Below are 13,029 nucleotides of genomic sequence, written 5' to 3'. Positions count from 1 at the left end.
CGCGCTAGCGGATCTGGTCGGCCGCCCACGCGGCCCACTCGCGGCGCATTGTGTTGAAGCGGAGGCCGTACTCCAGGGCGATTTTGCCGTTCACCGACAGCGGGTCATCGCCCCAGTCGATGGAGTCGGCCAGTCGACGCAAGGCCTCGTGCTCCTGCTCTGACAGCTCCATGAGTTCGGTGAGGTAGCTGCGCGCCTGGTCGGGCGTGATCACGTTGAGGAAGAAGACCCGCAGCAGGATGTCGCTGCGGGTGTGGCGTTGGGGCTTGATCTCCGTCAGCCAGTGGCGCAGTTCCGCCAGGCCCTCGTCGGTGAGGGTGTACTCCTTACGGCCACGCGGGCCCTGGGTCGAGACGCTGATCAGGCCGTTGTCGGCGAGCTTGGACAGCTCCGTGTACATCTGGCTCTGCGTGGCGGGCCAGGCGTTGGCCAAAGAGGTCTCGAAGCGCTTCAGCAGGTCGTAGCCGCTGGCGGGTCGCTCTGACAGGAGTCCGAGGAGGGCGTGTCGAAGGCTCATACCACCAGTTTACCTTCCACTCTTGACATGTCGAGGGTGGAACTTCTAGTTTCGACATGTCAAAACAGGAATGTCAGAAACCCGGGGGTCTTCATGTCGTACGTACGCGCCTTCCTTCCATGGATCGTCTTCGCAGTGGTCCCGTCCGCCCAGTGGCAGTGGGGGGCGCTCGCCGGTCTGCTGGTGGCGGTGGCGGTGATTGCCCAGCAGCGGCGGACGGGAGTCGGGTTCGACGCGCTGATCATGGAAACCGGCTCGGCCGTCTTCTTCGCGGTCCTGGCGGTCGTCGCCTTCGCAGACCCCCATTCGGTCGCACACGCCTACTCGGCGGCGCTCTCCTCGGCGACCCTGGCTCTCATCGCCGGGGCCTCACTGCTCGCGGGCAAGCCGTTCACGCTGGGCATCGCCAAGCGCACCACCCCACCCGAAGTCTGGAGCCTCAAGCCCTTCGTCCGGGTCAACGTGGTCATCACCACCGTATGGACCGCCGCCTTCGCCGTCACGGCCGGCGCCCTCGCGGCCCTCGCCCACGCCGGCCAGGGCCACTCCACGACGGCGACACTTGTCCAGGCCGCCGGATTCGTCGTCCCCGTGCTGTTCACCGTGCGCTACGTCGCCGCCGCCCAGGCCAAGGCCAGGGGCTAGCCAATACCGGACACTCGGTGCCGGACGCTCCTCGGGCAAGCGCGCCCCGGTCTGCAGTGCGGTCTGCGGCGCGATCGGACCGGATGGCGCTCTGCCGGAAGGCCCCAGTAAGTACGAGCCCCTCCGGAGGGCCGCCTGACGGAAAGACCCTGATCCACAGTTACCGCTCTTGAGCCAATCACCGCGCGGCCACCCGGGGGGATCGTCATGACCAGGACCACTCACTCGACCGCTACCGTCGCCTGCTCCCTGAACCTGCCCGCCCTCCCGGCCCACACCTCACCGGCCGGCTCAGGAAGACCGGCCGGGGCGGCGAGCCGAGGTCCACCACGGGGGTTCACGGGCGCACCACCCGCAGGCACACCGGTCGGCGTCGACATTCCCACCTGCCGGGCCGGTGGCAAGGGCGGCTGACTGCCACTCACCTTCGCGACGCGGGGCACGCGCTGGAACGTCCCCGCGTCACATCGCACCACATTGCATCGCACGGCATCGCCTCGTAGCGAAGCTGATCCCGGCCCCGGCCGCCAAGCCTCCTCCTCAGGCGCAAGGCCCGCCACCGGCCTCCGGCATGCCGTCGGGACGTACCCCGACTGAAGCCCTGAGAGCGGGAGTCGCGAGCCGAACCCCGACCCGACGTCACTCTGCGAAGGCAGGCGCCCGCGTCGCCGCCCTCTCCGACTCCCACGAACTGCGCCGCCAGATCGGCGCGCCCGTGCGACAGCGATCCCGCTCGCCCTCTTCACAGTTCAGCTCCCGGTTCTCCGGACCCGGAGAACCTCTGCGCTACAAACCTCACCAGGAGTATGTCATGAACATGATTAAACGTCTCTCCCTGTCCGTCGCAGTCGTCGGCGCGGTCACCGCCATGACGCTGGGGCAGGCCGTCGCCGACACCCCGGCGCCGTCCGCCGACGCGTCCAGTACGGCGAACTCGGGCTTACTGACCCACTTCACCCCGACCGTGCCCAACCCGACGACCGCCTCAGTGGCGCAGTTGGCCGCCGCACCCAGGCCGGTCGGCGCCTTCGCCGCTTTGACCGCGGATTCCTCGGCAGGGGGCAGCATCAGCAGAGCGGACGTCATTGCCCGGGCCCAGTCGTGGGTCGACGCAGGCGTGCCGTACAGCATGACCAGCTACCGCACCGACGCCAACGGCAAGTACCGCACCGACTGCTCCGGCTTCGTCTCCATGGCCTGGCACCTGGACTCCTCCAGCGGGAACAACTGGGGCGAGACCACCGGCACTCTGCTGAACTACACCTCCTCCATAGCCAAGGAGTCCCTCAAGCCGGGTGACGTCCTCCTCAACCCCGACTCGGGCGCCAGCGGCCATGTGGTCATCTTCAACGGATGGACCAGCTCCGATCACTCCACGTACGACGCGCTGGAGGAGTCCGGCAGCAGCGGCGCCGTCCACCACAGCATCCCCTACCCCTACTACAGCGGTCACGGCACCTTCAGCCCCCGCCGCTACGACAACATCCAGGACACCGACAATCGCGCGGACGTCACGGGTGACGGCAAGGCCGATCTGATGGTGTTGAGCACCGACGGGACGATCGGTCTCCGTCCGGGTTCGGGGACGAGCTTCGGTGCCAGCACCACGGTCAGCGCGGGCTGGCAGAACTTCCTGGGCGGCGCCGGTCAGGGCCGCCTGTACTACGCCGACATCAACGGCGACGGCAACAAGGATCTCCTGGTCCAGGGCACCGACGGCACCATCGGCGTCCGCTTCAACAACGGCTCCGGCACCAGTTTCGGCGCCAACCAGCCGCTCTCCTCCGGCTGGCAGAACTACCTCGGCCAGCCCGGCCAGGGTCGCCTGACTTTCCCCGATGTCAACGGTGACGGCAAGGCCGACCTGGTCATCCAGGGCACCGACGGAACCATCGCCACCCACCTCGGCTCCGGCACCAGTTTCGGCGCCAACCAGCCGCTCTCCTCCGGCTGGCAGAACTACCTCAGTCAGCCCGGCCAGGGTCGCCTGACTTTCCCCGATGTCAACGGTGACGGCAAGGCCGACCTGGTCATCCAGGGCACCGACGGAACCATCGCCACCCACCTCGGCTCCGGCACCAGTTTCGGCGCCAACCAGCCGCTCTCCTCCGGCTGGCAGAACTACCTCGGCCAGCCCGGCCAGGGTCGCCTGACTTTCCCCGATGTCAACGGTGACGGCAAGGCCGACCTGGTCATCCAGGGCACCGACGGAACCATCGCCACCCACCTCGGCTCCGGCACCAGTTTCGGCGCCAACCAGCCGCTCTCCTCCGGCTGGCAGAACTACCTCAGCCAGCCCGGCCAGGGCACCCTCTCCTTCGAGTAGCGCGGCGGAGTAGCTACCCGGACGGCAACGCGGCGGTGCCCCGATCACCCAGGGCGATCGGGGCACCGCCGCGTTCTGGGGCTCATGCCCTCACGCCCAGGTTCCGGTTCGGTCACCGCGGCGGTCAGGCATGTGCGTAACCGGGCGTCATGGGGGCGGGGCACGTGGGTGGGCTGGACGAACTCGGAGCTGTCCGGATCGGTGCGCTGTCCGGGAATCCCCGCGTCGGCGGGGAAGACGTGGTGCCGGGTGGCCAGGTAAGAGGGCCTGGCCACCCGGCCGTACGGAGAGGCTGCCGGCACTGGTGTAGTGGACGGGGTCTTCCCGGTCGAAGATCCACCAGTGCTGCGTTCCGGCGCCGTGCCGGGCCCGCACCATTGTCAGCTGCCGCTCCACGAGGGCGGGGGAGAGCAGCCGCCGGGGGCGTTCGATGACCGCGGTCTGGTCCCCGCGGCGCACGACCAGAGCCGGTGGCAGTTCCCAGCGCTGCCCGGCCTGGCCGGGGTCGTGCTGCAGCCACGCTGTGACACCGGGCAGGGCGGAGAGCCGGTCGCGCAGGTCCAGGCGCTGTGGGTGGAACGCGGAAAGGGGCACTGGATTGGCCGCCTCGACGTCGCACACTTTCATGTGAGAGCGGTTGACGTACCGCTCGACGGTGTTGCGTTGCAGGTCTCGCCGTCGAGGGCCGTGGTCTCTCCTAGCTGGGCCTATCGTTGCCACGTGGAGATACGTGACGGATTTTCCGGTGCCATCCTGGTTACTCGCGGCGGAGCAACTGTCGTGCAGGCTTCCGCCGGCGTGTCGGACGCCAAGGCGGGCGCGAGATGCACGACGGACACCCGGTTCCAGATCGCCTCGGTGAGTAAGCAGTTCACGGCCGCGTCGGCGATGCTCTTGGCTGAGGAAGGAGAGGTCAGTCTCCACGGTCCAATCAATCGTTGGCTGACCGACTGCCCCCAACGCTGGCAGCAGCTGACCCTGCATCAACTCTTGTCACACACATCGGGCCTGGGCCACTGGCGGGACCTCCCCGGTTTCGACATCGACCACCCCGGCGATGCCCGCACATTCCTCGAGCGATTCTCGAATGTGCCGCTTCGCAGCACACCTGGCAGTACATGGCACTACAGCTCACCGGGCTACCTCCTGGCGGCGCGGATCATCGAGCGAGTCAGTGGGCAGCGGTACGCCGACTTCGTTACCGAGCATGTTCTGCGGCCCCTCGCTATGACGTCGACATGCGTCGGGCAGGCTCCACTTGAGATGGCTGCCTGCGGCTACCGGGAGGATCGGCGGGTGGACGTTCCGGAGTTCGCCGCCATGCCGGGGACTGGTGACCTCTGGTCGACTGTTGGCGACCTGGCTCTTTACACTGCTGCCTTCAATGCCGGGCATCTGCTCACCGCTCGTTCGCGGGAGGCGATGGTGGCTCCGCATGCGTCCATGGGAGGCGCATGGGGCACCGGCGGGCCGGCGGTTGCCGACAGCTACGGGTACGGCTACTCGCTCGGCACTCTGGCCGGGCATGCTGTGCGTTTCCACATCGGTGACAACCCCGGATATCAGTCCTTCCTCGGCTGGCTGCCCGGTCTTGAGGTAACCGTCGTGATTCTTTGCAACAACGGGGAGACCAACCTCGACGCCCTCCTGCGACAGCTCATGCCAGCAATGCTCGACAGCTGATGTCGAGCATTGCAAAGCGTCGACACCCGCGTTAGGGGCGTGGTACAGCCATCACGGGACCGAGCGTTGCGGGTTCCCTGTTTGACGCAGTGCGGTGGGGTCGCGGACTGCCTGGAGACATCAGTGCGTACCCCGTCCGGATGAGAATGCCTCCGTGGCGTTGTCAGTGGAGAAGGCGTCCCTGTCCGTACGCGAGGAAAGACTCGCAACTTCCGGCGCCGCACTCGATAGGATCCGAGGCTGAAAACGGATCACTTCTGCATATACCAACTGGCTAATATAGAATTCTAGTTCGGCTCAAGGGTGCCTGTTGACCCTACTCGCATCGTGATGTGATCAACGCCATGAAGAAGATCACGGCGTCAGCGGCCACTGCCCTGACCACCGCGACTCTGTTGGCCTGCGCGGCGTCCTCCGCGCAGGGCCCGGCCAGGCCCGGTCGTACCGCACCCCTGGGATAAGCGGGTGCACTGCAACGCGACCGACCCTGACGGCCGTCACATCGTCACCCGATTCGGCACTTCCGACTTCGGCTGGTACCACTTCACCAACCGCCACAACATCCACAAGTGCTCTACGCTGGCCGCAGCCATTCATGGCAATGTAGACCGGGACAACCACCACGGCCGTCTGGAGTATGACGGCGTCGCCTTCGAAACTGGCGTCCCACGGCCACGGCAGGTCAAGTTCACCGTCATCGTCCAGTACACGCGAAAGACAACGGACGGGTTGTACGACGCCGGCAGGGGACAGAAGATCGGCGTCATCAACGCTTTCTGCCGCAACCAACCAAACAACAAGTGCCCCGCATGGATGCATCCGTGACAGACCCTGAAGACCGGGAGCAGCAGGCGGATACCACCCGTCGACTGCTGTATTACCTGAACGCTCCAGTCGCCGAGTACTGCCGCCTGCGCGGCGTCCTGCCCGCTCCCGGCGCCGTACGCATCGCCATCCGCGCCGGAGACGACGAGGACGGCCGGGACTTCCTTTACGAGATCCCCAACGACACAGTGACCCCGTACTACGTCCCCGGCCTGCTGCGTACGGTCCTGACCGGGCCTCAGATCTACAGCAGCAGTGATGTCGGCGAAGCCATGGGGATGACCCTCATCTGCCTCCGCCCGGAGGAGATCACCCCGGACCCGGAACCCGAACAGGGCCGGGTACTCACTGTCGTGCACGCCCTGTCGGGCCCGGGCGATGACGAGAACCCCTTCCTGATCGGCTTCCTGATGCACGGCGACGGCCTGCTGCGGCTCTACGTGCAGCGTCCCGACGGGCCCGGCATCATCGGCGCCGACATCCGCCTGACCGAGACGCCCCCCACCGCGCTGATCGCCTCTCTCCCCTCCCTCGTCGAGGAAGAGCAGTACCGACGGCCGGCCCCGGACGACCCGCACTGCGATCTCCTCGTCGACCTGACCAACTGGTAGCACCGCATCGCGGTCCTGCGCTGCAGCCCACACGTGTCCAGGAATGCCGCACCTGACACCCAACCATTTAGCATCCGGTCATCTCCGGCGGGCTGTGCGTCGGCTGAGGCATCGGTTCCGACGGCAACGACGACGGCTGGAACGACGACAAGGAATGTTCGGACGCCACTGACTGGGACTGCGAGATCATCTTCACCGATATCAAGCTCGCCGAGGACGCCCTGCCCGGCATCGTGAAGAAATGGTGAGCCGGCCGCTGCGGGCCGCCGTCGGCACGGTCCTGTGGACCCCGACCGGCTGCGCCGACGGCTCCAAGCCGTGCGAACTGTTCGACGTCGTCCCGCAGGTCGCCGTGACGTGGCAGGTCGACGCACTGCCCTACAGCGAGGACTCCGCCTATGGGCTGTGGGCGTGGCCGAGCACTGCGGAAGCGGTGCGCCGCGCCGCTACGGCGGCCAACCGCGGGTCCTGCGCCTGCCGGAGGGCTACGACGAACGACAGACGCAGATTCACCTCGAACTGTCCGGCGGACAGGACGCAAACCGGCCTGAGCTTGAGTTTTAACTTGCTGTAGGTTCCCCGCCCCAGCGGAACCAGGCACGGTCGTGGTCGATGTGGAGGAGGAACTCGGCAACGGGCCCCGAGGGTGACACCAGGGGCAGGGAACTTTCGATGCGATCGTAGGCGTCGTCGAACCGTTCGAACTCCTCAGCTTCGACACAGGCGTTGACCTCGTCGAACCAGGGTTTGAACTGGCTGAAGACAGGCTCTGGGAGGAAACGTCCACGCTGCCAGGGCATGCCGGCCTCGTCGACGGTGATCGTGCCGACGAGGGTGCTTCCGCTCAAGAGCCGCCACTCGTTGTGAAGATCGGTCATCCTGGCCTCATGGGTTGGTTCCTACGGCTTCCTACTGATTCCCAATGAGGTTGTCAAGCTGGGTTGGTGACTTGCTGTGAGTGTGTCAGCCCAGTGGGATGGGGCTCTGTGGTGCGGTGATTTCGAAGGTTCGGCCGTCGCGTATGAGTGCCCACAGGACGTTCAGGCGACGGCGTGCGAGCGCGATGATGGCCTGTTTGTGGTTCTTCCCCTCGGCCTTCTTGCGTTCGTAGAAGGCCTTCGAGGTGGGGCAGCATCGGGCAGCGACCATAGAGGACATGTAGAAGACCCGCAGCAGCCGCCGGCAGTAACGCCGTGGCCGCCGCATGTTGCCGCTGATCCGCCCCGAGTCCTTCGGGACGGGGGCCAGGCCTGCGACGCCGGCGAGCCGGTCGGAGGTGCCGTAGATGCTCATGTCGCCGCCGGTGTGGGCGATGAACTCGGCGCCGAGGACGGGGCCGATGCCGGGCATGCTCAGGATGACCCCGGCGTGTGGGTGGTCGCGAAACCGGCCCTCGATCAGGGCGTCGGTCTCAGCGATCTCCTCATCGAGGGCCATCACCTCCCTGGCCAGCTTGGCCACCACGGCGGCGGCCAGCTTCTCCCCGGGAACGGCAGTGTGCTGGGCTTCGGCGGCCTCGACCGCGGTGGCCGCGACGAGGGTGAAGTTGCGGACCTTGCGGTTTTTCAGCCAGACCGCGAGCCGGTTCCTGCCGATCCGGCGCAGAGCGCCGGGAGTCTGGTAGCCGGTCAGCAGCACCAGAGATCCCTTGGAAGTGCTGTAGTCGAAGGCCCGCTCCAAGGCCGGGAAGTACTCCAGCATCTGGGCCCGCAGCCGGTTGATCGCCCTCGTGCGGTCGGCGGCCAGGTCCAGGCGGCGCGACGTGAGGATGCGCAGGTCGACGGCGATGTCGTCACCACGGTGCATGCTCTGGAGGTCCCGGCGCATGCGGGCCTGGTCCGCGATGACGAAGGCGTCCTTCGCGTCCGTCTTCCCGTCGCCCCGGTAGGACCCGGAGGCGTGGTGGACGGTGCGGCCAGGGATGTAGAGGACTCTCTGCCCGTTGTCGGTGAGCAGGGCGATCATCAGCGCGGCCCCGCCGGCGTTGAGGTCGATCGCCCAGGTCACTGGCTCGCCCTCACTCAACGCGAGAACATCTGCGATCAGCTGGAGCAGTGCGTTCTCGTCGTTGGCGACCCGCCTCGAGAGCCTCCGCTTCCCGCTGGTGTCGATCACCGTGCAGTGATGCTCGGCTTTGCCCGCGTCCGTTCCGGCCCACAGTTCGGGCACGGCCACCTCCGAAGTCGTTCCTGTACTGGTCCCAACAGACGACCTCGCCAACGTGTCCTTACCAAGCGATCTTCGCGCGCATCCCAATCAGTGGCCGAGTCGTCGCGGGGCACCGGGCGGCCAATCAGTAGAAGCCACACGTGCGGCATGACCTTGACAGCCACACCCAGTGCCCCAGGGCCTTCCGATCCTACGAGTGAGCGGAATCGACCCAACAACAACGTAAGGACCTTTTCGGGTTGTCTTCGGGTGGTGACGTTGGGTGATCCCTGCGGTATGCCGGTGTCATGCGGTATGCGGATGGTGGGGGCCTGACTGCTGAGCGGCGGGCTGCGCGTGAGGGGATCCGGCTGGAGGCCGGGCAGAGGTTCGCCCAGGGTGACCGGACTTCGGACATCGCCAAGGACCTGCGGGTGAGCGAGCGTTCGGTGGAGCAATGGCGCCGCAACTGGCGTGAGGGCGGCGTGGCGGGTCTGAAGTCGAAGGGCCCCGCGAAACTGCCGAAGCTGTCGGACGAACGGTTCGCCCTGCTGGAGACGGAGCTGGGCAAAGGGCCGGCCGTGCATGGCTGGGAAGACCAGCGGTGGACCCTGGAACGCGTCCAAACGTTGATCGGCCGCCAGTTCCAGGTCAGTTGCTCGGTCGCGGGAGTGTGGCGGCTGCTGCACCGTCACGGCTGGTCGTGGCAGTGTCCGGCCCGTCGGGCGCTGGAACGCGACGAGCATGCGGTCGAGTTGTGGAAGAAGGACGTGTGGCCGCAGGTGGAAGCGCCGCGGCGGCGCTCGGGGCCTTCATCGTCTTCGAGGACGAAGCCGGGTTCGCGATGACGCCGCCACGCGCCCGCACCTGGGGCCTGCGCGGGCAGACTCCCGTGGTCCGGGTGCGGGGACGCTCCCGGCGACGGATCTCGGTCGCCGCACTGTGCTGCTACCGGCCCGGCGAGCGGTCCCGGCTGATCTACCGGCCCCGTTTCCACCCGCTCCTCAAAGGCGCACGCAAGAGTTTTGCCTGGCAGGACTACCGCGACCTCCTGGTCCGCGCGCACCTGCAGCTCGGCGCCCCGATCGTGGTCGTCTGGGACAATCTGAACACCCATCGTGCCGCCGGGATGAAGAAGTACGCAGCCGACCACGACTGGCTCACCATCATCCAACTCCCCTCCTACAGCCCGGACCTGAACCCCGTCGAAGGCATCTGGTCCCTACTGCGGCGCGGGTGGATGGCCAACACCGCCTTCACCGACCCCGACCACCTCACCCGAACCCTCCGCCGAGGACTCGCCCACATCCAGCGCCACCCCGAACTCATCGACGGCTGCCTCACCGAGACCGGACTGACCCTCACCTCAGACGCCCCGAAGCCAATCCGAAAAGGTCAGTAGTGCTCTGACCGCGTTGGTTCGCCGGGTTGGTGGTCGTGGCGGTTGGATGTGGGGTGACGTCCGATCCGACCGCTGGAGGCGCGGTGGCCGAGCCTGTCCGTGTGCGCAGACTGACCGACCAGGAGGGGCAGAAGCTGCAGCAGATCGTCAGTTGATCGGGTGTGTCTGTCCGATTGGTGATCACTGATGTGATGTGGAACCGGATCGAGCCGCTGATGCCGGCCGATCCGGTTCGTGGGCGGCGATGGGCCGACCACCGCCGTACCCTTGAGGCCATCGCGTGGAAGTACCGAACCAGTTCGCCCTGGCGGGACCTTCCCGACGAGCTCGGTTCGTTCCAGACCGCTCACAAACGCCTGATCAGGTGGACCGTCGACGGCACCTGGGAGCGGATCCTCACCGCTGTTCTGGCCGCAGCGGACTCCGACGACGACATCGACTGGACCGTATCTGTGGACTCCACCGTCGTTCGGGCCCACCAGCACGCCGCCGGCGCACTGAAAAGGGGGCCGTCGGTCGCGTCGAGCCCGCCGACCATGCACTCGGACGCTCACGCGGCGGGCTGAGCACCAAAGTCCACCTGGCCGCGGACGGCCGGGCCCGGCCACTGGCATTCGCCGTCCCCGCGGGCCAGGCCGGCGACGCACCGGCCTTCGAGACGGTGACGGCCCGCATCCGTGTGCCGAGAAGCGGCCCGGGCAGGCCCCGGACACGGCCCGCGGCCGTGCCGGCGGACCGGGCCTACTCCTCCCGTGCCATCCGGGCGCACCTGCGGCGTCGGGGAATCCGCGCGGTCATCCCTCAACCGTCCGACCAGGTGGGCCACCGCCTGCAGCGAGGCCGCCGCAGGCGGCCGGCCGCCCGCCTTCGACACCGAGACCTACAAGCAACGAAACACCGTCGAACGCTGCATCAACCGCCTCAAGCACTGGCGAGGCCTGGCCACACGAACCGACAAACTCGCCACCGCCTACCAAGCCGCACTCCACCTCGCAGGCATCCTCATCTGGACCCGACGCTGACCAAAGAGACAGAACCTAGGCGCCACCGCCGCCATTGGGCTCGTCCAGGGTGATGTCATCGGCGTAGTACGTGCCCTGTGCGTACCAGCCATGCACGTAGATCGTCGCGCTGGTCTGGGAGGCCTTCGTCCTGAAGGAGACGGTCAGTGGGCTGTATCCGGAGGGGGAAGTGGTCCAGGTGGAGGCACCGCCGTTCACGCCCAGGTAGACGTTGGAGCCGCGGACCCAGCCGCTGAGTGAGTAGGTGGTGTTCGGCCGTACAGCGATGGTCTGGTCGCACTGTGCGGTGTCGCTCGAACTCACCTTCCCCTGGAGGGCCTTGGAGCCCGCATGGACCGGGGAGGAGACGATCGAGCCCAGGTTGCCGGTGCACCTCCACGGCAAGAGGCTGCCCGACTCGAAGCCGGGGTCGGTCAGGACGTCGACGGCCCCGGTCGCGCCCGGGGTGACCGACGTCGAGGCCGCCGACGCGCTCGCCTCGGGTGCGGCCGGGGTGGCGTCGGTGCGACTGGGGATCAGGAGGGAGCAGCCGAAGCCGACGACGGCCGCCGCGACGACCGCGATCACCACGGCTGCCCGGCGCTGTCCGGGCCGGAGGCGCGGGCGGCCTATGGGATGCGGCGGGTGGGCGTCGCCGTCGGGTGCGGGGAGTTCCTCCGTCTTGCCGCCGGGGACAGACTGGAGTTCCTCTGTGTCACCGCCGGTCCGGGTGGGTGGGTCGGGTGCGGTCACGGTCTCGGGGCCGCGGTAGTCCTTGTCCTGGCGTATCTCGTCGAGCAGTTGGGCCAGCGCGTCGGTGCGGCGCGCGCGCAGCACGCGGATGGGCTCCAGCGCGGGGTCGTCGTCCGATGAGTCAGACGCGGGCGGTGTGGGCACGATGCTCTCCTTCCGTCCCGTGGTAGAGACCTGAGCTGTTCCTCGGGAACTGATACGCAACGCCCGCTCCGGAGGTTCAGCCGACGCCGACGCCTGGGGAGCCGCACGGTTGCCGCTGAATCGGCAGGTCCTTCACCACCGGACTCACTCGGCGCGCTGCCCGACACGGAGGACGCTCAGGTAGCGGCGTGCTGCTCGGTCGCCCATCCGCGTGTGGATGCGTTCGGCGATCGCGTCGAGCAGGGGCTCTCGGACGTCGCGGTCGAGCCTCCGGTACAGCGACGTCGAGCGAAGAAGATCGGCGAAGCCGTCGCCGTCGAACCACTGGACGGTCGGGTACCAGCGCACGATCGTCGGGCCGAACAATCCGCCGGGATCTTCGACCAGTCCCCACCCCTCGTCGGTGGTGCGCACGGCGTTCTCCAGCGGCGGATGCCCCCAGCCGGGGTTCCCGGGGCAGAACCGCTCGTGGAGATCCGCGGTCTCGGCGTACACCTCCGGCTCTCCCGGCCGGCGGACGACGACGTTGCCGAGCAGTGCCATCCAACCTCCGGGATTCAGCACGTCGTGCGCTCGTCGCCAGCCGATCGACGGGTCGACCCAGTGCCAGGATGACGCGGCCACGAGGACATCGAAGCGTCCACCGCCGTCGTCCCACTCCTCGAACGTCGACGTCTCGATCTCCACGTTGTCGAAGGCGGCGATCCGTCGGCGAGCGAGTGCGGCCATTTCCTCGCCCGGTTCGACAGCGGTCACGGAGCATCCGAGCGCCGCCAGCGAGCGCGTCGCCTGACCGGTGCCGCAGCCCACCTCCAGCACCGACGACCCCTCGTCCATGCCGGTGACCGTGACAAGGTCCGCGAACAGCTCGTCAGGGTATCCCGGCCGGACCCGGTCGTAGAGCTCCGGCACCTCGTTGAACACCCGACCGAGGTCTTGTCGATCCGGGCGCGTCTTCGGGTCGTCAGTCACGA

10 protein-coding genes and 2 pseudogenes are annotated in these 13,029 nt (G+C 67.5%); 7 read left to right on the top strand and 5 right to left on the bottom strand.

Features of this window, described 5'->3' with window-relative positions:
* Nucleotides 1-4: 4 nt before the first annotated feature.
* On the bottom strand, nucleotides 5-517 hold the full coding sequence (locus OG780_RS41365) for a PadR family transcriptional regulator (protein ID WP_328457139.1): 513 nt from the start codon (nucleotides 515-517) through the stop codon (nucleotides 5-7).
* Nucleotides 518-610: 93 nt separating this feature from the next.
* Between OG780_RS41365 and OG780_RS41360 the strand changes: the two genes are divergently transcribed.
* The 5 genes from OG780_RS41360 to OG780_RS41340 all read left to right on the top strand — a co-directional run bounded on the left by OG780_RS41360 (nucleotide 611) and on the right by OG780_RS41340 (nucleotide 6,607).
* Nucleotides 611-1,162: a hypothetical protein gene (locus OG780_RS41360; RefSeq protein ID WP_328457137.1), complete on the top strand. Its 552-nt coding sequence runs from the start codon at nucleotides 611-613 to the stop codon at nucleotides 1,160-1,162.
* Nucleotides 1,163-1,973: 811 nt separating this feature from the next.
* The gene (locus OG780_RS41355; RefSeq protein WP_328457135.1) at nucleotides 1,974-3,488 is read left to right on the top strand and encodes an FG-GAP-like repeat-containing protein; all 1,515 of its coding nucleotides are present in this window, start codon (nucleotides 1,974-1,976) and stop codon (nucleotides 3,486-3,488) included.
* 342 nt (nucleotides 3,489-3,830) lie between these two features.
* A complete protein-coding gene (locus OG780_RS41350; RefSeq protein ID WP_328457133.1) occupies nucleotides 3,831-5,171 on the top strand; it encodes a serine hydrolase domain-containing protein in 1,341 nt (446 codons plus the stop codon).
* A gap of 465 nt (nucleotides 5,172-5,636) precedes the next feature.
* Entirely contained in the window at nucleotides 5,637-5,996 is a 360-nt protein-coding gene (locus OG780_RS41345) for a hypothetical protein (RefSeq protein WP_328457131.1), read from the top strand.
* Nucleotides 5,993-6,607, top strand: coding sequence for a hypothetical protein (locus OG780_RS41340; RefSeq protein ID WP_328457129.1), 615 nt, complete (start codon nucleotides 5,993-5,995; stop codon nucleotides 6,605-6,607). Before OG780_RS41345 ends, OG780_RS41340 begins: the two co-directional genes overlap by 4 nt.
* Before the next feature lie 560 nt (nucleotides 6,608-7,167).
* Here the strand turns inward: OG780_RS41340 and OG780_RS41335 are convergent.
* Nucleotides 7,168-7,485 (bottom strand): hypothetical protein, encoded by a 318-nt coding sequence (locus OG780_RS41335; protein ID WP_328457127.1) that lies wholly within the window; start codon nucleotides 7,483-7,485, stop codon nucleotides 7,168-7,170.
* Between the two features lie 85 nt (nucleotides 7,486-7,570).
* Complete coding sequence (locus OG780_RS41330; protein ID WP_328445394.1) at nucleotides 7,571-8,782, bottom strand: IS110 family transposase; 1,212 nt, start codon at nucleotides 8,780-8,782, stop codon at nucleotides 7,571-7,573.
* Nucleotides 8,783-9,063: 281 nt separating this feature from the next.
* Between OG780_RS41330 and OG780_RS44785 the strand changes: the two genes are divergently transcribed.
* Together OG780_RS44785 and OG780_RS41315 are read left to right on the top strand one after the other, a co-directional pair.
* A protein-coding gene (locus tag OG780_RS44785; RefSeq protein WP_443062277.1) for an IS630 family transposase occupies nucleotides 9,064-10,157 on the top strand; the annotation gives its coding sequence in 2 pieces (ribosomal slippage) (nucleotides 9,064-9,520 and nucleotides 9,520-10,157; 1,095 coding nt in all).
* 161 nt (nucleotides 10,158-10,318) lie between these two features.
* Nucleotides 10,319-11,179 (top strand): annotated as a pseudogene (locus OG780_RS41315) (IS5 family transposase).
* Between the two features lie 21 nt (nucleotides 11,180-11,200).
* Here OG780_RS41315 and OG780_RS41310 read toward each other — a convergent pair.
* Nucleotides 11,201-11,698: pseudogene (locus OG780_RS41310) on the bottom strand (carbohydrate binding domain-containing protein); the annotation flags it as partial.
* Between the two features lie 501 nt (nucleotides 11,699-12,199).
* Nucleotides 12,200-13,027 (bottom strand): class I SAM-dependent methyltransferase, encoded by an 828-nt coding sequence (locus OG780_RS41305; protein ID WP_328457123.1) that lies wholly within the window; start codon nucleotides 13,025-13,027, stop codon nucleotides 12,200-12,202.
* Nucleotides 13,028-13,029: the final 2 nt, after the last annotated feature.

Origin of the sequence: Streptomyces sp. NBC_00386, from assembly GCF_036063235.1 — a bacterium.
Classification (GTDB): Bacteria; Actinomycetota; Actinomycetes; order Streptomycetales; family Streptomycetaceae; genus Streptomyces.
The sequence above is the reverse complement of the archived record's forward strand: the minus strand, read 5'-3'. Positions and strand labels throughout refer to the sequence as shown.